General features: G+C 58.4%; 17 protein-coding genes and 4 tRNA genes. 7 read left to right on the forward strand and 14 right to left on the reverse strand.

The features are described 5' to 3' along the window. Positions 1-357: 357 nt before the first annotated feature. The gene (locus tag BMH52_RS24065) at positions 358-1,098 is read right to left on the reverse strand and encodes an FKBP-type peptidyl-prolyl cis-trans isomerase (protein WP_003190133.1); all 741 of its coding nucleotides are present in this window, start codon (positions 1,096-1,098) and stop codon (positions 358-360) included. Between the two features lie 247 nt (positions 1,099-1,345). On the opposite strand from BMH52_RS24065, the gene BMH52_RS24070 reads away from it, so the two are divergent. Together BMH52_RS24070 and BMH52_RS24075 are read left to right on the forward strand one after the other, a co-directional pair. Further along, positions 1,346-3,154, forward strand: coding sequence for a di-heme-cytochrome C peroxidase (locus tag BMH52_RS24070; protein WP_073845285.1), 1,809 nt, complete (start codon positions 1,346-1,348; stop codon positions 3,152-3,154). A 29-nt stretch (positions 3,155-3,183) separates the two neighbouring features. Next, positions 3,184-4,317 (forward strand): catalase family protein, encoded by a 1,134-nt coding sequence (locus BMH52_RS24075; protein ID WP_032901960.1) that lies wholly within the window; start codon positions 3,184-3,186, stop codon positions 4,315-4,317. 89 nt (positions 4,318-4,406) lie between these two features. Here the strand turns inward: BMH52_RS24075 and BMH52_RS24080 are convergent. The 4 genes from BMH52_RS24080 to BMH52_RS24095 form a co-directional block, all read right to left on the reverse strand. Next, a tRNA-Asp gene (locus BMH52_RS24080) sits at positions 4,407-4,483 on the reverse strand. A gap of 19 nt (positions 4,484-4,502) precedes the next feature. Further along, positions 4,503-4,578: transfer RNA gene (locus BMH52_RS24085), tRNA-Val, on the reverse strand. 177 nt (positions 4,579-4,755) lie between these two features. Then, positions 4,756-4,832 (reverse strand) — tRNA-Asp (locus BMH52_RS24090). Positions 4,833-4,850: 18 nt separating this feature from the next. Continuing rightward, positions 4,851-4,926 (reverse strand) — tRNA-Val (locus tag BMH52_RS24095). A 159-nt stretch (positions 4,927-5,085) separates the two neighbouring features. On the opposite strand from BMH52_RS24095, the gene rdgC reads away from it, so the two are divergent. Both rdgC and BMH52_RS24105 read left to right on the forward strand, forming a co-directional pair. Next, complete coding sequence (rdgC, locus tag BMH52_RS24100) at positions 5,086-6,006, forward strand: recombination-associated protein RdgC (protein WP_073845287.1); 921 nt, start codon at positions 5,086-5,088, stop codon at positions 6,004-6,006. A 166-nt stretch (positions 6,007-6,172) separates the two neighbouring features. Then, positions 6,173-7,129 carry a bile acid:sodium symporter family protein gene (locus BMH52_RS24105; protein WP_020301079.1) on the forward strand — a complete coding sequence of 319 codons (957 nt, stop codon included), beginning with the start codon at positions 6,173-6,175 and terminating at the stop codon, positions 7,127-7,129. A gap of 141 nt (positions 7,130-7,270) precedes the next feature. Here BMH52_RS24105 and BMH52_RS24110 read toward each other — a convergent pair whose 3' ends face one another. Then, the gene (locus tag BMH52_RS24110; RefSeq protein ID WP_073845289.1) at positions 7,271-8,998 is read right to left on the reverse strand and encodes a M91 family zinc metallopeptidase; all 1,728 of its coding nucleotides are present in this window, start codon (positions 8,996-8,998) and stop codon (positions 7,271-7,273) included. Between the two features lie 335 nt (positions 8,999-9,333). On the opposite strand from BMH52_RS24110, the gene sugE reads away from it, so the two are divergent. Next, a complete protein-coding gene (sugE, locus tag BMH52_RS24115; RefSeq protein ID WP_003190128.1) occupies positions 9,334-9,648 on the forward strand; it encodes a quaternary ammonium compound efflux SMR transporter SugE in 315 nt (104 codons plus the stop codon). Between the two features lie 40 nt (positions 9,649-9,688). On the opposite strand, the gene BMH52_RS24120 is transcribed toward sugE, so the two are convergent. Next, positions 9,689-11,188, reverse strand: coding sequence for a M91 family zinc metallopeptidase (locus tag BMH52_RS24120; protein ID WP_020301081.1), 1,500 nt, complete (start codon positions 11,186-11,188; stop codon positions 9,689-9,691). 39 nt (positions 11,189-11,227) lie between these two features. Between BMH52_RS24120 and BMH52_RS29225 the strand changes: the two genes are divergently transcribed. Next, the gene (locus BMH52_RS29225; RefSeq protein WP_158068763.1) at positions 11,228-11,674 is read left to right on the forward strand and encodes a hypothetical protein; all 447 of its coding nucleotides are present in this window, start codon (positions 11,228-11,230) and stop codon (positions 11,672-11,674) included. Positions 11,675-11,878: 204 nt separating this feature from the next. Here BMH52_RS29225 and BMH52_RS24125 read toward each other — a convergent pair whose 3' ends face one another. The 3 genes from BMH52_RS24125 to BMH52_RS24135 form a co-directional block, all read right to left on the reverse strand. Then, a complete protein-coding gene (locus BMH52_RS24125; RefSeq protein WP_073845292.1) occupies positions 11,879-13,753 on the reverse strand; it encodes an MFS transporter in 1,875 nt (624 codons plus the stop codon). Between the two features lie 59 nt (positions 13,754-13,812). Next, on the reverse strand, positions 13,813-14,961 hold the full coding sequence (locus tag BMH52_RS24130) for a TDT family transporter (protein ID WP_073845294.1): 1,149 nt from the start codon (positions 14,959-14,961) through the stop codon (positions 13,813-13,815). Between the two features lie 111 nt (positions 14,962-15,072). Then, positions 15,073-16,260, reverse strand: coding sequence for an MFS transporter (locus tag BMH52_RS24135; RefSeq protein ID WP_073845297.1), 1,188 nt, complete (start codon positions 16,258-16,260; stop codon positions 15,073-15,075). Positions 16,261-16,351: 91 nt separating this feature from the next. Between BMH52_RS24135 and BMH52_RS24140 the strand changes: the two genes are divergently transcribed. Beyond that, a complete protein-coding gene (locus BMH52_RS24140; RefSeq protein WP_072435554.1) occupies positions 16,352-16,891 on the forward strand; it encodes a TetR/AcrR family transcriptional regulator in 540 nt (179 codons plus the stop codon). Positions 16,892-17,022: 131 nt separating this feature from the next. Here the strand turns inward: BMH52_RS24140 and BMH52_RS24145 are convergent, their stop codons facing one another. The 4 genes from BMH52_RS24145 to BMH52_RS24160 all read right to left on the reverse strand — a co-directional run bounded on the left by BMH52_RS24145 (position 17,023) and on the right by BMH52_RS24160 (position 20,200). Next, the gene (locus BMH52_RS24145; protein ID WP_003190115.1) at positions 17,023-17,802 is read right to left on the reverse strand and encodes an ABC transporter permease; all 780 of its coding nucleotides are present in this window, start codon (positions 17,800-17,802) and stop codon (positions 17,023-17,025) included. Next, positions 17,799-18,731 (reverse strand): ABC transporter ATP-binding protein, encoded by a 933-nt coding sequence (locus BMH52_RS24150; RefSeq protein WP_014717781.1) that lies wholly within the window; start codon positions 18,729-18,731, stop codon positions 17,799-17,801. Before BMH52_RS24150 ends, BMH52_RS24145 begins: the two co-directional genes overlap by 4 nt. Positions 18,732-18,866: 135 nt before the next feature. Continuing rightward, positions 18,867-19,484, reverse strand: a complete 618-nt coding sequence (locus BMH52_RS24155; RefSeq protein WP_003190113.1) for a glutathione S-transferase family protein — start codon at positions 19,482-19,484, stop codon at positions 18,867-18,869. A 56-nt stretch (positions 19,485-19,540) separates the two neighbouring features. Further along, positions 19,541-20,200, reverse strand: a complete 660-nt coding sequence (locus BMH52_RS24160) for a transglutaminase family protein (RefSeq protein ID WP_019817270.1) — start codon at positions 20,198-20,200, stop codon at positions 19,541-19,543. Positions 20,201-20,227: the final 27 nt, after the last annotated feature.

Here is a 20,227-nt window from a genome sequence, read left to right on the forward strand (position 1 = left end):
GTTTTGCTTACTTTGCCGCTCTTGCAAAGTGAGCCGCCGTCAGGGCGGAACCCTATGTGGCCGTTACCGCAGCAATGGATATGTACACAATCCAACTGTGTTGACTGCCAGGCCGCCTTCGCGAGCAAGCCCGCTCCCACAGGTTGATCGTGGTGTGTCAGTTAGTAGGTGTAGGCTGGCAGGCCGTCATCGCAGGCAAGCCAGCTCCCACATTTGGAGTGCTGAGCGTCTGGCGGTCATCACAGCGATGCGGCAACCCGACAAGCCAGCGCCCACAGAAGATTTTTGCATCCTTTGATACAGACCCGAAAACAACAACGCCCCGTCGAGACGGGGCGTTGTGTGTTCAGGCGCCGATTACTTCTTGGCGGCTGGTGCAGCAGGTGCGTCAGCCGCTTCTGCCTTGGCTGGATCCTTGATGGCCAGCAGTTCCAGGTCGAATACCAGCACCGAGTTGGCCGGGATCGCCGGGCTCGGGCTCTGGGCGCCGTAGGCCAGGTCGGACGGGATGTACAGCTCGACCTTCTCGCCAACGTGCATCAGTTGCAGGCCTTCGACCCAACCCGGGATCACGCCGCTGACCGGCAGGTCGATCGGGCTACCGCGATCTACGGAGCTGTCAAAGGTAGTGCCGTTGGTGAGCTTGCCGGTGTAGTGAACAGTCACCACGTCGGTCGGCTTAGGCTGGGCGCCGTCGGCCTTCTTCACGATCTTGTACTGCAGGCCGGAAGCGGTGGTGACGACACCGTCTTTCTTGGCGTTGTCTTCGAGGAATTTCTTGCCAGCGGCTGCCGACTCTTCGCTCATTTTGGTCATGCGCTCTTCAGCACGCTTTTGCAGTGCGGCAAACGCTTCAACCAGCTCATCGTCCTTGAGCTTCTGCTCTTTCTTGCCGACGGCATCTTCGATGCCCTGGGCAACAGCTTTGGAGTCCAGGTCGTCCATGCCTTCTTGGGCAAGGCTCTTGCCCATGTTCAGGCCGATGCCGTAGGAAGCTTTCTGCGCCGGGGTTTTCAGCTCTACGCTGGTCTGCGAATCACAACCCGCAAGTACCAGGCTAACCAGGGCCACCGCCGCCGCCAACCGATGCTGTTTCATGCTATTTCCTTGTTCATGCGCCATAAGGGCATTCGAATAAAGTCGCGAGCTTATCAGGCGGCCACGACCAATGGCTACCGGCATGTGAGCAGGAAACTTCTGATAAGTTCACGTGTTTAAAAGCATTTCCATCTATCATGGGGCCCCGCGACGGATCGCGGGACCGCCTGATAGCGGGCCAATTGCTACTTGCCGCACCTGTGGCGCAGTGGCATAACAACGCGACAATTCGACAAGGATAGTTATCTTGCGCATTTTTTCCCGTGTTTTACTCCTGATACTGATCGCACTGGGCCTGATTCTGGCCGTGGTGCTCTACTACACCCTCAACCCCAAGCTGCCGGACTACGTGCCAGTAAAGCAGGTGCACTACCAGGAGCAATGGAGTGCCGACGACCGCCAGACCTACTACTTCACGCCCCAGGGCACCCAAGTAAAAGGCCTGCACTACGACTGGTTCACCGCCCTGGAACTGCCGTTTTCCGAGCAACGCTTTGCCGCGCCGGAGTACCTGGCGCGCTTTGGCTTCCTGGTCGACCCCAAGCAGACGCCCACCGCGCAAAACCCTGGCAACCTGCCAGTAGGGTTCGCCCGGCACCAGAACGCCGACAGCAGGGCTCAGTACCTGGATATCACCTGTGCGGCCTGCCACACCGGCGAATTGCACTACAAGGGCCAGGCCCTGCGCATCGACGGTGGCTCGGCGCAACACGTACTGCCCTCCAGCGTTCCCACGTTGCGCGGTGGCAGTTTCGGCCAGGCCCTGGTCGCCAGCCTGGCCGCTACCTATTACAACCCATGGAAGTTTGAGCGTTTTGCTCACAAGGTGCTGGGGGATCAGTACGATGCCCGGCGCGATCAACTGCGCAAGGACTTCAAGCAATCGCTGAACCAGTTCCTCAAAGTCGCCTGGAATGACACCCACCGTGGCCTTTACCCCACCGAAGAAGGTCCGGGCCGTACTGACGCCTTTGGACGCATCGCCAACGCCAGTTTTGGCGACGCCATTTCTCCCGACAATTATCGCGTCGCCAATGCGCCGGTTGACTACCCGCAGCTGTGGGATATCTGGACCTTCGACTGGGTGCAGTGGAATGGCTCGGCACAGCAGCCCATGGCGCGCAACATCGGCGAAGCCCTTGGCGTAGGCGCGACTCTGGCGTTCTTCGACGCAGCCGGGCAACCGCTCAAGGGCGATGCCCGCTACCCGTCCAGCGTACGGGTGCGCGACCTGCACCTGATCGAAGAAACCCTGCAACGGCTCAAGCCGCCGACCTGGCCGCAAGACTTGTTCGGTGCCATCGACAAACCCCTCGCCGCCCAGGGCCGCGCACTCTTTGCCGAGAACTGCGCCGGCTGCCATCTGCCCACCGTTACCGAAGAAAACGGCCGACCGGTGCAGCAGTTGAAAATGCTGCCGGTGGACTACATCGGCACCGACCCCGGCACAGCCAACAACATTGCCGACCAACGCTATGACCTCAGCGCGCTGCAATGGGACCCGGCCGAACTGGCCCGGCTCAATGTCGAACTGCACCCCACCCCCACCGCGCCGCTGGACCTGAAAAAAATGTCGGTGGCCCAAGGCCTGGCCTATGTCACCGCCTTCGTCGAAGAGCATGCCTACCGTGCGGCGGGCGTGACCCCGGCCGAGCGCCCGGGCCTGGACGGGTTCGGCCTGCCCATCGGCGTACGCGAGTTGCGTGCCTACAAGGCGCGGCCACTGGCAGGCGTATGGGCCACCCCACCGTTCCTGCACAACGGTTCGGTGCCGACGATCTACCAACTGCTCTCGCCCCAGGACGAACGCAGCACCACTTTCTATAAAGGCACCTTCAACTACGACCCGCGTCACCTGGGGTTTGAGACCACCGCCTTCAAGAACGCCTTCCTGTTCGATACCAGAGTCACCGGCAACCACAACAGCGGCCACGAATTCCGTGCCGGCGAACGTGGCAGTGGCGTTATCGGCCGTGGCCTGCTGCCGCAGGAACGCTGGGCGCTGCTCGAATACCTCAAAGTGCTGGGCGGCCCGCTGGAGCAACAACTGCCATGATTATCCGATCGCAAAACAAGGACCGCTCCATGCTTGCTCGTCTCTGGCTGCGCCTTGGCGCCTTTGTGGGCAAAACCCTGCTGTGGCTGCTGGGCCTGGGCCTGCTGGGCTGGGTGTTGGCCACGGCCTGGTTCGCCTGGCAGCACAGGGGCCCGGTGTCGGTGAAGGAACAGATCCCGCCGGGTGAGGCGGCGATGACCCAAGGCATCATCCAGACCGCCGTGCGCATCGTTGACCAGCATCGCGAAGGCACTCGCTACCTGCGCGATGCCCATGCCAAGGCCCATGGGTGCGTGAAAGCCGAGGTCAGCGTTCTGGCGGATCTCGACCCGGCCTTGCGCCAGGGTGTGTTCGCCGAGCCGGGCAAGACCTGGCAGGCGACGATGCGCCTGTCCAACGGCAACGCCTACCCGCAATTCGATAGCATCCGCGATGCCCGCGGCATGGCGATCAAGCTGTTGGATGTGCCGGGCAAGCAACTGATGGCCGACCAGCAAGCGCGCACCGAGCAGGATTTCGTGATGTTCAGCCATCCGAACTTCTTTGTCAGCGATGTCGCGGAATACGCGCAGAACATCGGTGCGCAAGCGGATGGCAAGAAGGTCCTGGCGTTCTTTCCCAAGCTCGATCCGCGCAGCTGGCAAGTGCGTCACTTGTTTATCGCCCTGGCAACCCTGGCGCCCGCCCCGGCCAGCCCGACGCAGACGACTTACTTTTCAGTGTCGCCTTATAAGTTTGGCGCGGCCAACGCCAAGTTTCGCGTGGCGCCCGACCCGCAAAGCTGCCCGGATTATGTGTTGCCCAAACAGAACCAGGACCTGCCCAACTTCCTGCGCAGCGCGCTCAACCAGCAACTGTCCACCGACCGCGTAGACGCGTGTTTTGTGCTGCAGATCCAGCGGCAAAACCCGCAGGCCTTCATGCCCATCGAAGACACCAGCATCGAGTGGAAGGAAAGCGACGCGCCGTATGAAACGGTGGCCAAGGTCAGGATTCCCGCCCAGGACTTCGACACGCCGGCGCAGAACCTGGCGTGCGATAACCAGTCGTTCAACCCCTGGTTCGGTTTGGAAGCGCACCGCCCCATCGGCGGGATCAACCGACTACGCAAAGCGGTGTACGAAGCCGTCAGCGATTACCGCCACAGCCGCAACGCGCCGTAAGGTGCGTTAAATCGCAGGCGAAAAAAAACCCGCTCAATGAGCGGGTTTCTTATGGCTACCTGGCGTTCAGCGTTCCAGGTGACCGAATATGGCGCAGCGGACGGGACTCGAACCCGCGACCCCCGGCGTGACAGGCCGGTATTCTAACCGACTGAACTACCGCTGCGCGTAACACTTGAAGCGAATGGTGGGTGATGACGGGATCGAACCGCCGACCCTCTGCTTGTAAGGCAGATGCTCTCCCAGCTGAGCTAATCACCCTTCGTTTCGGTGTGGGCGCATCATACACCAAAAAATCGTAATGTCTTGATTTAAATGCAATTTATTTAAAAAAAGTTTAGCGCACGATTTTTTGCCATATTTCGGACAGAAAAAAGCCCGCTCGATGAGCGGGCTTTCTTTGGCTACCTGGCGTTCAGCGTTCCAGGTGACCGAATATGGCGCAGCGGACGGGACTCGAACCCGCGACCCCCGGCGTGACAGGCCGGTATTCTAACCGACTGAACTACCGCTGCGCGTAACACTGAAGCGAATGGTGGGTGATGACGGGATCGAACCGCCGACCCTCTGCTTGTAAGGCAGATGCTCTCCCAGCTGAGCTAATCACCCTTCGTTTCGGTGTGGCGCGCATTCTACGGAGCGACCCTAAGTCTGGCAAGCACTTTCTTAAATCTTTTTTTTCAGCCCTTCCAATGGCTTAGGCAGGGTTGGCCTGCGGCGTGATCAAGAGAATAATGCCCCCCTTTGTATAGAGGAGAGACTCACCCCATGTGGTTCAAGAACCTGCTTATCTATCGCCTGACCCAAGATCTGCCTATTGATGCCGAGGCGTTGGAAGCGGCCATGGCCACCAAGCTGGCGCGCCCTTGTGCAAGCCAGGAGTTGACCACTTACGGTTTCGTCGCACCTTTCGGTAAAGGTGAAGATGCTCCCCTGGTTCACGTCAGTGGAGATTTCCTGCTGATCGCCGCCCGCAAGGAAGAACGCATCCTGCCGGGCAGCGTGGTGCGTGATGCACTTAAAGAGAAAGTCGAAGAGATCGAAGCCGAGCAGATGCGCAAGGTCTACAAGAAGGAGCGCGACCAGATCAAGGATGAAATCATCCAGGCCTTCCTGCCGCGTGCCTTTATTCGTCGCTCGTCGACCTTTGCTGCGATCGCGCCGAAACAGGGCCTGATCCTTGTCAATTCGGCCAGCCCAAAGCGCGCCGAAGACCTGCTGTCGACCTTGCGCGAGGTGATCGGCACCCTGCCCGTCCGTCCGCTGACGGTGAAGACTGCACCAACTGCCATCATGACCGACTGGGTCACCACCCAGAAACCGGCCGATGACTTCTTCGTCCTCGACGAATGCGAACTGCGCGACACCCACGAAGACGGCGGCATCGTGCGCTGCAAGCGCCAAGACCTGACCAGTGAAGAGATCCAACTGCACCTGACCACCGGCAAGGTCGTGACCCAACTGTCCCTGGCGTGGCAGGACAAGTTGTCTTTCATGCTCGACGACAAGATGACCGTCAAGCGTCTGAAGTTCGAAGACCTGCTGCAAGACCAGGCGGAACAGGACGGCGGCGATGAAGCCCTGGGCCAACTGGATGCCAGCTTTACCTTGATGATGCTGACTTTCGGCGATTTCCTGCCAGCGTTGGTTGAGGCACTGGGCGGCGAAGAGACACCACAGGGCATCTAAGCAACACCGATCCAATGTGGGCACGGTCAGTGTGGGAGCTGGCTTGCCTGCGATAGCAGAGTGTCAGCCAGAGTAGTGCCGACTCATACACCGCTATCGCAGGCAAGCCAGCTCCCACATTTGATTGCATCGACAACTCAGAAATCGAATAAAAAAGGACATCCCCATGCGCGCACTCGCCGCCTTGAGCCGCTTCGTCGGCAACACCTTTGCCTACTGGGTGTTGATCTTTGCCGTTGTCGCCTTTCTCCAACCCAGCTGGTTCATCGGCCTGAAAAGCGCCATCGTCCCACTGCTGGGCCTGGTGATGTTCGGCATGGGGTTGACCTTGAAACTGGAAGACTTCGCCGAAGTCGCTCGCCACCCCTGGCGCGTGGCGTTGGGCGTGGTCGCGCATTTCGTGATCATGCCGGGCGTGGCATGGTTGCTGTGCCAGGCGTTCCATTTGCCGGCGGAAATTGCCGTTGGCGTGATCCTGGTCGGCTGTTGCCCAAGTGGCACGTCGTCCAACGTGATGACCTGGCTGGCCCGGGGTGACCTGGCGTTATCGGTGGCGATTGCCGCGGTCACCACCCTCCTCGCTCCGCTGCTCACACCGGCATTGATCTGGCTGCTGGCCTCGGCCTGGCTACCGGTGTCGTTCATGGAGCTGTTCTGGTCGATCCTGCAAGTGGTGCTGCTACCCATCGTACTGGGCGTGGTCGCGCAGCGCTTGCTCGGTGATCGGGTAAGGCATGCGGTGGACGTGCTGCCACTGGTGTCGGTGGTCAGCATTGTGATCATCGTCGCGGCCGTGGTTGCCGCAAGCCAAGGCAAGATTGCCGAGTCGGGCCTGCTGATCATGGCCGTGGTGATGCTGCATAACAGCTTCGGTTACCTGCTGGGCTACTTCACCGGGCGCCTGTTCAAGTTGCCCTTGGCGCAACGCAAGTCGTTGGCGCTGGAAGTCGGTATGCAGAACTCCGGGCTGGGTGCCGCGCTGGCCAGTGCACACTTTTCGCCGCTGGCGGCAGTACCCAGCGCGTTGTTCAGCGTCTGGCACAATATTTCCGGTGCATTGCTTTCTACCTACTTCCGTCGCATGAGCGAGAAGGAAGACCGCCGCGCATCAGACGCCGCGTAATTTCAGCTCTCCAGAGAACTTCGCGGGGATGACCTCGCGACGCACCAAGCGATTGCCCTACCTATAACGAACGTGGCGCAAGCAAGTGCAGGGCCTTGCTTGCACCTATGCTTCAACACCGCTGAGCGATGTATTAATGCCTTAGTCGAAGTATCTTTGACGTAGAGGCAAATTCAACTCCGCCAGCAGAGCGTTTTCGTTATACGGCCACGGGTTGTAGGTGGAGGCCGAAAAGTTACGACCGAGGAACTGAAAAGGCTGATGACTGGTAGGAAGTCCAACGGCCTGGCGTTCCAGGTTTCTCTCCCAGGCAAAATTCGGATCAGGATGGCCTACAAACGTATAGCCCGGTAGAAAGGTACCCTGACCGCCGTTGACCGCATGACTAAGCTCATGGTAGAGAATCACGGCAGGGGGGCGCCCGTGTCCGGGAGTGATGAAACTTCGCTCATGAATCAGCACGGGATTAGTCGCAGGCGCCCCTCGGACACCATTTGATATAAAGCCGTACGCGGGGTCATTTTCGAGACGATTGGCGTCTTGAGGCGAGGGAGGGCTATCTGGATCGCGGTGATGGTATGAGCTTCCATCCAATCCCTCTCGAAGGGTTATCGGCGCGGCAAGGGAATCGATTTCTGCCAGCATCCCCTGCCCTGTGGGTGAGCTGCGCAGAAACTCCAGGTTGTCTTCCATGTTTTGGATGAAGTCTTCGCTCCCCTTGATCTTGATGCTGCTACCGTTACTCGAAGCGCCTAAATGACGAACGCTTGCAGGTGAACGCACACCATTAAAATTATCCACCCCGCGTTGCCCATATACGATATCGGATGGGTTATAAGTCGTGACGGTGTCCTGCCCTCGTCCCGTGTATATAACATTGCGGTCACCACCATAAATGATGTCGTCACCGCCCCCGCCATGCAATATATTGCGCCCTCTGCCGCCATAAATTAAATCGTTACCCTGTCCTCCGTCCAAGTAGCTGATTTTTGCATCCGGACCACCGCCCGCACGCAGCTCATCACTCCCCTTGCCACCATATATCACCGTATTGCCAGTACCGCCGGTGATGAAGTCATTGCCATCATTTCCCTCTGCATAGCTATCACCGCTGCCCAGGTTGATAATGTCAGAACCGTCTCCACCAAATACATTCGTCCGGCCTGCCCCGCCATAAAAGATATCGTTACCCGCGCCGAGATTGACAAAGGTTTGCTCACGCCCTCCATAGTCGAGACTGACGCCATCGCGCCCACCCCCGGTATCAATGTAAAGACGCTGTTGATCAGCAGAGTTATTTTGGAAAGGCAGGTGGTACGACTGTCCATTAACGTGTGCAACAAGCCCTCCATCTCTGCCTCTTTCAACATGGACTCTGTCGTCGCCATCACCGGTAGATAACAGAACATGCTCACTTTGCTTTGAAGGGTCATCAGCGTCATTGGCGGAGCCGCGCTCAATGGTGACATTGTCATCTTTATAACGGTTAGTACTGATGCGAACAGGCTCTTGCCCGGCAAAATTTATTTGTCCTTGCTGACCACGGGCAGCAGCCTTGACTTCCTCTCGACTAGGACCAGACCGGTAGTACGGTTCGCCCTGCGGCGCAGCAGCTTGCCTCGCCTGCCGCTGAGACTCATTATCGCCGCTGGTGTTTTCACCATAGGTAATCGGTCCCGCCTGGGAAGAATTGAACTCTACCGGGGGAGCATCATTTGTGTTGTTAAACATCAGCTGCACATTCGCCGTGTTTGGAGCAGCGCGTGCTTCCTGCCTGGCAGGATCAGCCGCCTGGCGATGACTTTCGTTGTTATTTTCATTTTCGTAAGATCGTGAACCGGGTGATGCTGCAACAGAAGAAGTTTCCATTGTGTACCTCCAATTAACACTCGGGCTTACGAACCTTATGTGGTGTTACGGGTGGAGGCCGTTCCTTGCCATTGGGCGAAAACTTCCTGACTCCTGCGCTAAAACATAGAACTCAACCTGCACACCGACGATTTCTCCCAAACCCCTCGATTAAAAAATGGGCAGCCATTGACGTCGCATGAGCGAGCACAAAACAGCCGTGCGCTGGAAGCCGCGCCGTAAACTTGATCACCTGATTTAATTTCGGCACTCTAGCGAGCTACGCGAGGACGACCTCGCGACGCTATCAAGCGCTTACCCGGGGACGACCCCACTTTGATAGAAGCGAGGTCATCATGTCCTGGATCATTCTGTTTTTTGCCGGGTTGTTTGAAGTGGGCTGGGCCGTTGGCCTGAAGTACACCGACGGTTTCAGCAAGCCACTGCCCACCGCCCTGACGATTGCCGCCATGGCTGTCAGCCTGGGGTTGCTGGGGCTGGCCATGAAGGAGTTGCCGCTGGGCACCGCCTATGCCATCTGGACCGGCGTGGGCGCCGTGGGCACCGTAATCGCCGGGATTATCCTGTTTGGGGAGTCCATGGCGTTGTTTCGGTTGGCAAGTGTGGCGTTGATTATTTGTGGGTTGATAGGCCTCAAGATCAGCGCCTGAGTCATTGGTCGCTCCCGGCATTGGGAGCGACTTCCTTTAATCAGCGAGCAAAGTACCGCTCACGCAACGAAGTTCCCAGCTCGTCAGCAAGGCCATTCTCAGTGGCCCATGCCGGGTTTGTATTCGTAGGTGGCGTTGAAGGATCGTTGTCGAAGTCGAAAGGTGGCGCATTAGTCGGCTGGCCTACTGCCTGCCGCTCCCTGTTTGACTCAAATTGCGGCCGGTCAGGATCAGCTTGATCAGCCCCTACAAAAGTTTCACCAGCCAATGCGGTGCCATTGACACCGTTATAGGCATGCCCCATCTCGTGAAACAGCGGAATAATGGGCGGCCGCTTATGCTCTTCCACCACAAATGAAGGGTCGAATAGAATCGTTGCGTCATCTGCCGGAGCGCCCGGGATACCGTCATTGATATAACCATGAGCCCAATCATTCGGTGGTTCTTGACGAGGGTCACCCGCGTCGACCCCTTTACGCCCATAGTTATAAAAAGCGCCCTCCCCTTCGGGCTGTTGCACAACCTTGATTCGCTCAGGCGTTTTATCCAATGCACCCAACATTTTCTGTCCCGTTGGAGAACTTTGCAAAAATTCAAGGTCGTCGTTAAAACGCTGCTTGAATTCCTCAGTCCCCTCGACATTAAAGGCCTTACTCCCGACTTCTGTTGGAGACACTATCTTCAACTGCGAACCGAACGTTCGCTTGATACCGTCGCCGTCTTTCGCATAGATAGAATCGACATCCGATACTGAGTTGATCGTGTCAAGCCCTCTACCGCTGTAAAAGATGTTACGCCCCTTCCCACCAATGAGAACATCATCATCCCTGCCACCGTGCATGACGTTATGTCCGGAGCCGCCCTCTAATAGATCATTTCCGCGCCCCCCATCCATGTAACTGCCGCCGCTCCCGCCACGTAGTTTGTCGTTGCCGTTACCCCCATACATGACGCTGTAACCTAGGCCTGCAGTAATGGAGTCATCACCGTCATCACCTTCGGCATAAGCAACCCCTGCGCCCAGCGTCAGCGTATCGTTACCTGCGCCGCCATATACATTGGTCCTGCCCCCGCCGGCTTTGAATCTGTCATTACCATCGCCCAGCTTGACGCTCACCGGCAGCTCAAGATCATCGGCAACAGACACGTCATCGTCTCCGCCATTGGTGTGGATTTCAATCTTTTGACGACTTCTTTCATCCTGATAAAGTGGAATCTCATAGGACTTACCGTTAATGTCAGCAATCAGCCCTCCATCGTTAGATTTTTTTATATGGACTTTATCGGCTGCATTTCCCGTCGTGATGACCAAATTCTCTTCTTTTGGTGGCCCGAAAAATCCTTTGCCACCTCTAACATTCAGCTCTATCTGTATTCCATCCTCACTGAAAGGCATATTTGGAATGATCTTCACGGGTGCCGACGTCACGCCAGATTTACTTTGAGATTTATCAATACCCGTCAAATAATTTAGCTGGCCCGTAACGGTCCCTTGGGCTGGAGAGTGGTGAAGAGACGGAGAACCAACAGGCATATTCATAGAAAGTCATCCTTAGCATTAATTAGCTGCGATGACTATGTGGCGGGCCTGACGAAACCGTTCCGTCAGCTGAATGACTTTTTACCCTATGCAGTAAGTTTCGAGAATTTTCCGACAGCAACACTCACATTTCTCAGGGCCTTACTTGAAGCATTACAACAGGCCCTGAGCTTGCAGATCATGCGCAATGGTACTGATGACTATTCGAAATACCTAGGCCGTATCGGCAAACCGAATTCCGCCAGCAGCGCATTTTCATTCCTGCGACGCATCGGATTGCCTTGGCTGCCTCTGAAGCTCGTTATCGCCACCATAGCTCACCGGCCCCACCCGGGCAGAGCTGGTCTCTACCCGGGAAGCATCATGCTCATTGCTGTACATAAAGGGCACACTGGCCGTGTTCGGAGCAGCCTGAGCACCCTGCGCTGCAGGGTCAGCCGCCTGTCGATAGCCGGCGTCGTTTTTTTCATCCTCGCTGGAGCGTGAAGCAGTCGATGGTGCAACAGGCGACGTTTCCATCACTAACCTCCGAACATGCATTTGGGATTACGACGGTTAGGTGGTGCTACGGACCGAAAACGTTCCTGAAACCGAGTGGAAACTTACCGACGCCTGTGCAGAAGATACTCATCAAGCACCAGACCAGCGCACAATCCGGATCGTTGATGAGCCTCCATTACCGACGAAAAACTACCTTAAACTTCCGCGTAATTTTCCAACCAATGCGTGCAAAGCATTCGGTGTCACCGTCTCACTTTCCACCGGCTCACCCGCCACCAACACCACCCGCGACCAGATCCGATGGAAAAAGCCCTTGTTCGGATCGCGGCTGAAGAAACTCCCCCACAACCCCTGCAACGCCATGGGGATCACCGGCACCGGCGTCTCCTCCAGGATGCGTGTCACCCCGCCACGAAACTCATTCATCTCGCCATCGGCTGTCAGCTTGCCTTCCGGGAAGATGCACACCAACTCGCCATCCTTGAGGTACTGGGCAATGCGCGCGAACGCCTGTTCGTAGATCTGAATGTCTTCATGGCGCCCCGCAATCGGAATCGCACCAGCGGTGCGGAAGATAAAATTGAGCACCGGCAAGCGGTAGATCTTGTAGTACATGACAAAGCGAATCGGCCGACGTACTGCACCGCCAATCAACAGCGCATCGACAAACGACACATGGTTACACACCAGCAACGCCGCGCCTTCATCCGGGATGGCTTGCAGGTTGCGATGCTCCACGCGGTACATGGAATGGCTGAGCAGCCAGATCATGAAGCGCATGGTGAACTCGGGGACGATTTTGAAGATGTAAGTGTTAACCGCGATGTTGAGCAGCGACACCACCAGGAACAACTCGGGGATCGACATCTTGGCCACGCTCAACAGCAGGATGGACACGATGGCCGAGACCACCATGAACAGTGCATTGAGAATGTTGTTGGCCGCGATCACCCGAGCCCGTTCGTTCTCGGCGGTACGCGACTGGATCAGCGCATACAGCGGCACGATGTAAAAGCCGCCGAACACACCCAGGCCGAGGATATCGAACAGCACCCACCAGGCTTGGCCGTAGCTGAGCACCGCGAGCCAATCGTTGGCTTGCACGTTCTGCGGGAAGCCGCCGGAGTGCCACCACAGCAGCAGGCCGAACACGGTCAGGCCAAACGAACCAAACGGCACCAGGCCGATTTCCACCTTACGCCCGGAGAGTTTTTCGCACAGCATCGAGCCCAGGGCGATGCCCACCGAGAACACCGTGAGGATCAAGGTCACCACGGTTTCGTCGCCGTACAGCCATTCCTTGGCATAGGCCGGGATTTGCGTGAGGTAGATCGCGCCGACAAACCAGAACCATGAGTTGCCGACAATCGAGCGCGACACCGCCGGCGTCTGCCCCAGGCCCATGCGCAACGTCGCCCACGACTGAGTGAAGATATTCCAGTCCAGGCGCAGCTGCGGTGTCGACGCCGCTGCGCGCGGGATGCTGCGGCTGGCCAGGTAGCCCAGCACCGCCACGGCCACAATCGCCACCGCCACCACCGGCGCGTAATGGGTGGAAGACATCATGATCCCGGCACCGATGGTGCCCGCCAAAATTGCCAGGAACGTGCCCATCTCCACCAGGCCGTTGCCGCCCACCAACTCATCGTCGTGCAAGGCCTGGGGCATGAGCGAGTACTTCACCGGGCCGAACAGCGCCGAGTGAGTGCCCATGGCAAACAGCGCCAGCAGCATCAGTTCAAGATGATTGGTCAGAAAACCCGTCGCGCCCACCGCCATGATCACGATCTCGCCGATCTTGATCGCGCGGATCAACGCGTCCTTGTTGAATTTCTCGCCAAACTGCCCGGCCAACGCCGAGAACAGGAAGAACGGCAGGATAAACAACAAAGCACACAGGTTGACCCAGATGGAGCGGTCACCCTCGATGGTGAGCTTGTAAAGGATGGCCAGGATCAGCGACTGCTTGAAGATGTTGTCGTTGAACGCGCCCAGCAACTGGGTAATGAAAAACGGCAAGAAGCGCCGCGTGCGCAGCAAGGTAAATTGGGAAGGATGGCTCATCGTCGTCCGTGTTCCTGCGTGGCCTTTATTTATCAGGCCACGACTTTACCTAATCCTGCTTACTTATTCGCTAGCCCGGCAATACAAGGCGAAACAAAAAGCTCGCCTTTATAAGCGCCCTGCACGGTGCGCTTGGCCACGATCAGCCACATCAGCGCCAGCGCAACCACCAGCACACTGCCAAACACGCTGAAAAACGCCAGCTGTAACAGGCTCGCCAATTTAAGCGTGGCCAAGGCGTAAACCCCCAATGGGAAGGTAAAACCCCACCAGCCCAGGTTGAACGGGATACCGGCGCGCAGGTAACGCAGGGTGATCAACACCGCAATCAACATCCACCACAAACCGAAGCCCCACAGGGTAATGCCCGCAATCAGGCCCAGGCCGTGGGCCATTTCACCGACACTGGCCAGGCCATTGGCGGCGAAGATCCCAGGGGCATCCGTACCGAGCAGCAACATGCCCAAGGCACCGGTACCGATCGGGCCCAGGGCCAACCAGCTCGACGCTGCCATATTGGCGTGAGGCAACTTATGCAAGGCCATGCGCAGCATCAGGATGGTCAGAATGCTGAACGCTACCGGCAGGGAAAACGCCCACAGCACGTAGCTGGTCACCAACATCACCAGTTGCGAATGGGCATCGGCCAAGTGCGGCGCGAGCAAGCCACCGCTGGCCGCTGCCACTTCGGCCGCCACCACGGGCAACAGCCAGACGGCGGTCATCTGGTCGATGCTGTGCTCCTGGCGGGTGAACATCATGAACGGGATCAGCACGCCGCAGGCCAGGGACATGGCCACGTCCAGCCACCACAAGGCTTCGGCCAACGGGATCACATCACCGCCCCAGCGCGGCAGGCCGAACAGCAGCAAGCCGTTGAGAATAGTCGCCAGCCCCATGGGGATGGTGCCGAAAAACATCGAGACCGTTGAGTGCCCGAAGATGCGCCGCGCCTCGTGGAAAAACATCACCCAGCGGGCGGCATACAGCACGCTGAACAGCACAAACAGGCCAATGGTGAACAGCCACAGGCCCTCGGCGACGGCATGCAGGCCTGGCAGGCTGACTGGCAACTGGGCCAAGGCCAGCGCCAGCACACCGGTGCCCATGGTCGCGGCGAACCAGTTCGGGGTGAACTGGCGAATCACTTCCCGGGGACGGGTCAGGTGACTGAAGGGTTTGTAGCGGTGAGTAGTCGAGCAGGTCATGGGTTAATCCTCTTCCTCATTTGAGGTTGGAGCCATGATAGAACCTGATCGAATATCTATATAACGGGTAATATCTCTAACTGTTATCTATTTTACCTATATTAATCGTAATCATGCGCTCGCCCTTGCCTGCGCCGTGTCCCGCCACAACAACCCAACAAGCGCGCCGAGAGACAGCAAGATAAGCACCGCACCGTAGCCGTCCGTGGTCGCGATCAGGCCAAAGACGCGGCTCAGGTTACCCGCCAACAGCGCCGGCACGCAGAACGCCAGGTAGCTCAATACATAGAACGCCGACATCAGGCCCGCCCGCTCATGGGGCAACGCCAGGCCCACGATACTGCGCACACTGCCCATGAAACCGCCGCCGAAGCCCAGGCCTGCGATCACACTGGCGACAAAGAACAGCCACAGGCTGGCGGTGTTTACGGCAACCAGCAGCAACCCCACGCCCACGGCCAGCAGTGCAGCCGACAAGCGCATCACCCTGTCAGCCGCGTGATTGCGCAGGCTGTAGATCATCACCGCGCCGCTCAAGGTCACCACCGCCACCAGCCCGCCGCCGATCAAGTGCGAGGTCGACCCGGTGGCGACGCGCACCAACGACGGCGCCAACGAGGAAAAGAACCCACCCAGCGCCCACACGGCCACATTCAATGGCATCGCCAGCCACAAGGCGCGGCGCGCCTGCGGCGGCACATGCAGGGTTGGCGCCAGGGACTGCAAGGCGCCGGGTATACGACTGACCGTTTCAGGCAGGCGCCATACATAGAGAGCCTGCAACACCATCAAGCCCAGCAGGGTGTAATAGATCAATTGGGTTGGCCATGGCGCGTACTCCACCAGTAACCCGCTGCCCAGGCCACCACTGGCCATGCCGAGCATCGGTGCAAGGCTGTTGAGCATCGGGCCGCGGACGCGGTCGGTATCGAGCAGCGTCGCACTCAATACCGCTGTGGCAGTGCCAGTCGCGAAGCCCTGTAACGCGCGGGCGGCCAGCAGGCAGGCGGTGCTGTCAGCGTGGATAAACAGCAGCATCGCCACACTATTGAGCAGCAGCGCGGCGAAGATCACCGGCTTGCGTCCCAGGTAATCCGAGAGCGACCCCACCGTCAGCAGGGCCGCCAGCAGGCTCACGGCATAGACACCAAAGATGGCCGTGAGCATGGCCGCCGAAAAATGCAGGTGGTCTTGGTACACCTGGTACAAGGGCGTCGGCGCGCTGGAGGCGGCGAGAAAGGTCAGCACCATGATCACTAGAAACGCCAGGCTGGACCGCTGAGAGATGACACTGGACATGGGCACGCTCCGCTAAAGCTAATATTTTGCTTTTGTGCAGTGTGCTATTCGCTGGCGCTTAAAGCAAATTCTTTGTGTTAAGGTCTTGCCCATGGCGATCAAAGAAGGCCTCCGCCCGGGGGGCCGCAGTGCCCGGGTACAAGAATCCGTCCACAGAGCGGTGCGCGAATTGCTGGAAGCCCATGAGCGTTCCAGTGTCACCGTGCCGATGATTGCGGCATGTGCAGGCGTCACGCCGTCGACCATTTACCGGCGCTGGGGCGATCTGTCAGTACTGCTCGCCGACGTCGCCCTGGCCCGAATGCGCCCCGATACCGAACCGGCCAACACCGGCAGCCTGCGTGGCGACCTGCAAGCCTGGGCCGAGCAATACCTGGATGAGATGAGTTCGGACGTAGGCCGCAACATGATGCGCGACGTGCAAAGCAGCCCGACGCCAGGGTATTGCGTGAGCATCCTGAGTGGGCAGTTGCAGGTGATTGTTGACCGCTACCCGCAGGAACAGCCACCGAGCGTTGACCATCTGATCAACCTGCTCGCCGCACCTACGGTGTTTCGTATTCTGTTTTCGGCAGAGCCTTTGGCGGTAGAAGAACTGCATGCCCTGATCGAGCTGGCACTGAAGGCTTAAAGCCCTGCACAGAGCAAATGTGGGAGCGGGCTTGCTCGCGAAGGCGTCGTGTCAGTCAATGCATCAGCAACTGATCTACCGCATTCGCGAGCAAGCCCGCTCCCACATTTTTTACCGCGTGCCGTCAGCGGCTAGGTACGCATCCCACGTCCGCTCACCAGCAACCGCGCGCAGCCGATATACAAGACGATGGTGGCAACGATCATAAAGGTGATCGCCACACTGATCTTGATATCCGACACGCCCAGAATGCCGTAGCGGAAGGCGTTGACCATGTGCAGCACCGGGTTGGCCAGGGATACCGTCTGCCAGAACGGCGGCAGCAAGGTGATGGAGTAAAACACCCCGCCCAGGTAGGTCAGCGGCGTCAGCACGAAGGTCGGGATAATGGAAATATCATCGAAGTTGCGTGCGAACACGGCGTTGATAAAGCCCAGCAGCGAGAAGATCGTCGCCGTCAGCACGACCACCAGAATGGTGACCCCCAGATGATGCACCTGCAGGTGGGTAAAGAACAGCGACAGCAGCGTCACGATCACCCCCACCATCAGGCCACGCAACACGCCGCCCAGGGTGTAGCCGATGAGGATGGTGTGCGGTGACACCGGCGAGACCATCAGCTCTTCGATGGAGCGCTGGAACTTGCTGCCAAAGAAACTCGACACCACGTTGCCGTAGGAGTTGGTGATCACTGACATCATGATCAGGCCCGGCACGATGTACTCCATGTAGGTGAAACCACCCATGTCGCCGATTTGCCGGCCGATCAGGTTACCGAAGATCACAAAGTACAGGACCATGGTGATCGCCGGCGGCAGCAGGGTCTGCGGCCAGATCCGGGTAAAGCGCTTCACTTCGCGATAGACAATGGTTTGCAGCGCGACAAGGTTGGGTTGCAGTTCGGAACTCATACCGCCACCTTCGCCAGATTTTTCTCCACCAGGGACACGAACAACTCCTCAAGGCGATTGGTTTTGTTACGCAGGCTCAACACTTCGATGTTCTGAGTCGCCAGCTGGGTGAACAGCGCGGTGATGCCCATGGCCTTATCCACCTGCACCTCCAGGGTGTGGCTGTCCACCAGCCGGCTTGGGTAGCCGAGCAACTGCGGCGCCACCGAGAGATTGTTTTTCAAGTCGAGCAGGAAGGTTTCCACATGCAACTGGCCCAGCAGGTTGCGCATGCTGGTGTTCTCGACAATGGTGCCGTGGTCGATGATGCCGATGTTGCGGCACAACTGCTCAGCCTCCTCCAGGTAGTGGGTGGTGAGGATGATGGTGATGCCCTTCTCGTTCAGTTCGGTGAGGAAGGTCCACATCGAGCGGCGCAGTTCGATGTCCACGCCGGCGGTAGGTTCGTCGAGGATCAACAGGCGCGGCTCATGCACCAGGGCACGGGCGATCATCAGGCGTCGCTTCATGCCACCGGACAGCGAGCGCGAAGGCACGTCACGCTTGTCCCACAGGCCCAGTTGGGTGAGGTACTGCTCGGCGCGTTCCTTGGCGACTTTCGCCGGAATGCCGTAGTAGCCAGCCTGGGTCACGACGATATCGAAGGTCTTTTCGAACTGGTTGAAATTGAATTCCTGGGGCACCACGCCAATGGAGCGCTTGAGCGCCGCCGGGGATTTGTCCAGGTCATGCCCGAAGATATTCACCGTGCCGCTGGTCTTGTTGACCAGGGTGGAGAGAATACCGATGGTGGTGGATTTGCCGGCACCGTTGGGGCCCAGCAAGGCGAAGAAGTCACCTTCGGCAACGTCCAGATCGATACCACTCAGGGCCTGGAAACCGTTGCCGTAGGTTTTGGTTAGCTGCCGGATGGACAGAGCGGAACTCATATCGGAATACGCACCAAAGAAGGGAATAGAAAGAATAGATGAGGGCACACCGCAGGTAGTTCAACCGGCGATGCAATGCGGGCATGGTGCTTGCCCATGCCGCACAAGTACAGTCACCCGTATTAATAGTGTGTATTAAGTCAACGCGGTCATCACCGCCTTGCGGTAGGCCGGGCGCTGTTGCAAGCGCTGGTACCAGGCCTCCAGATTCGGCATTGCCGGGCGTTCGATGGGCATCTCGAACCAGGCATAGATGAAGCAGCCCAGGGGAATATCGCCCATGCCGAACGCCTGGCCGGACAGGTAGGGTTGCTCGGCGAGGGCTTGTTCGACGGTTTTGAGCGCGTCGATACAGGCTTGGCGCCCGGCATTGATGCTGTCCCAGTTTTGCTGGTCAGCCGGGGTGCGCACGATGCCCCAGAACACCGCCTTGAACGGGTCGGCGAGCGTGGAAGTGGTCCAGTCCATCCACTTTTCGGCGTTGGCCCGGGCTTGCAAGTCGCTGGGGTAAAAGTCCGATGCCTGCTTGGCGCACAGGTAACGCACGATGGTGTTGGACTCCCACAGCACAAAGTCGCCATCTTCGATCACCGGCACCCGGCCATTGGGGTTCATGGCCCGGTATTGGGGGGTATCGACCACACCAAAAGCCCCGCCCGCATCAATTGCTTCATAGTCCAGGCCGAGTTCCTCGGCGCACCACAGTGCTTTCCTGACGTTTGATGAATTTTTACGACCCCAGATCTTCAGCATGACCGCGCCTTATTGTGGATGAACTTGGCTGGATGAAGGCAGCAGCATACGCCGGTTCAGCCGCGGCTTAAATCGCTCTGCATATCGCCGAGCAGGGTGGGCGCATCGTCGGCAAACAGGTGCGGGTAGCACTGACGGATATGCCCGAAGAAAAATGCTTCAGGCACGTCAGCAAATTGCCCGTGGTCCACCACGTACTCCATCGAACGCTGACCCTGGCGATTGAACGCGTGGAACACGCTGTCGTGCAGGCCATCGAATTCCAGCGGCGGCACGTCGAACACCTCGCACAATTGCTGGTTGAACGCCGGAGTGGCCTTGACCCAGCGGCCGTTCAGGTAAAGCTCGGTATAACCGTGCATGGCGAACACGTCACTCTTGAGCAGTGCGAGCAGCCGCGGTGTGGACAAGTGGTTGCGCACGTCCGCCAGGCCAATGCGTGCGGGAATGCCGCAGTGGCGCGCGCAAGCGGCGAGCAACGTAGCTTTGGGCACACAGTAGCTTTCGCCGGCCGCCAGGGCGAAGCTGGCACTCAAGGTGTTGGGGTCACGGCTGAAGGTATAGGGGTTGTAGCGAATGGCCTCACGCACCGCGTAGTAAAGACTGACTGCCTGGTCACTTAAATCCGGGCGGGTTCCGCGATGTTTCTCGGCGAACTCCACCACCACAGGGTGGTCACTATCGATGAAGCGGCTGGGACTCAAGTACGTATTCATGAGCTTGATCTCCGAGGGGAGCCTGGA

Origin of the sequence: Pseudomonas sp. BTN1 (assembly GCF_001907715.1) — a bacterium.
GTDB lineage: Bacteria > Pseudomonadota > Gammaproteobacteria > Pseudomonadales > Pseudomonadaceae > Aquipseudomonas > Aquipseudomonas paracarnis.

Coding starts and splice junctions, on each gene's coding strand:
- BMH52_RS24065 (WP_003190133.1), bottom strand. CDS start 1,098: ATGAAACAGCATCGGTTGGCGGCGGCGGTGGCCCTGGTTAGCCTGGTA.
- BMH52_RS24075 (WP_032901960.1), top strand. CDS start 3,184: ATGCTTGCTCGTCTCTGGCTGCGCCTTGGCGCCTTTGTGGGCAAAACC.
- rdgC (WP_073845287.1), top strand. CDS start 5,086: ATGTGGTTCAAGAACCTGCTTATCTATCGCCTGACCCAAGATCTGCCT.
- BMH52_RS24105 (WP_020301079.1), top strand. CDS start 6,173: ATGCGCGCACTCGCCGCCTTGAGCCGCTTCGTCGGCAACACCTTTGCC.
- BMH52_RS24110 (WP_073845289.1), bottom strand. CDS start 8,998: ATGGAAACTTCTTCTGTTGCAGCATCACCCGGTTCACGATCTTACGAA.
- sugE (WP_003190128.1), top strand. CDS start 9,334: ATGTCCTGGATCATTCTGTTTTTTGCCGGGTTGTTTGAAGTGGGCTGG.
- BMH52_RS24120 (WP_020301081.1), bottom strand. CDS start 11,188: ATGAATATGCCTGTTGGTTCTCCGTCTCTTCACCACTCTCCAGCCCAA.
- BMH52_RS24125 (WP_073845292.1), bottom strand. CDS start 13,753: ATGAGCCATCCTTCCCAATTTACCTTGCTGCGCACGCGGCGCTTCTTG.
- BMH52_RS24130 (WP_073845294.1), bottom strand. CDS start 14,961: ATGACCTGCTCGACTACTCACCGCTACAAACCCTTCAGTCACCTGACC.
- BMH52_RS24135 (WP_073845297.1), bottom strand. CDS start 16,260: ATGTCCAGTGTCATCTCTCAGCGGTCCAGCCTGGCGTTTCTAGTGATC.
- BMH52_RS24140 (WP_072435554.1), top strand. CDS start 16,352: ATGGCGATCAAAGAAGGCCTCCGCCCGGGGGGCCGCAGTGCCCGGGTA.
- BMH52_RS24145 (WP_003190115.1), bottom strand. CDS start 17,802: ATGAGTTCCGAACTGCAACCCAACCTTGTCGCGCTGCAAACCATTGTC.
- BMH52_RS24150 (WP_014717781.1), bottom strand. CDS start 18,731: ATGAGTTCCGCTCTGTCCATCCGGCAGCTAACCAAAACCTACGGCAAC.
- BMH52_RS24155 (WP_003190113.1), bottom strand. CDS start 19,484: ATGCTGAAGATCTGGGGTCGTAAAAATTCATCAAACGTCAGGAAAGCA.
- BMH52_RS24160 (WP_019817270.1), bottom strand. CDS start 20,200: ATGAATACGTACTTGAGTCCCAGCCGCTTCATCGATAGTGACCACCCT.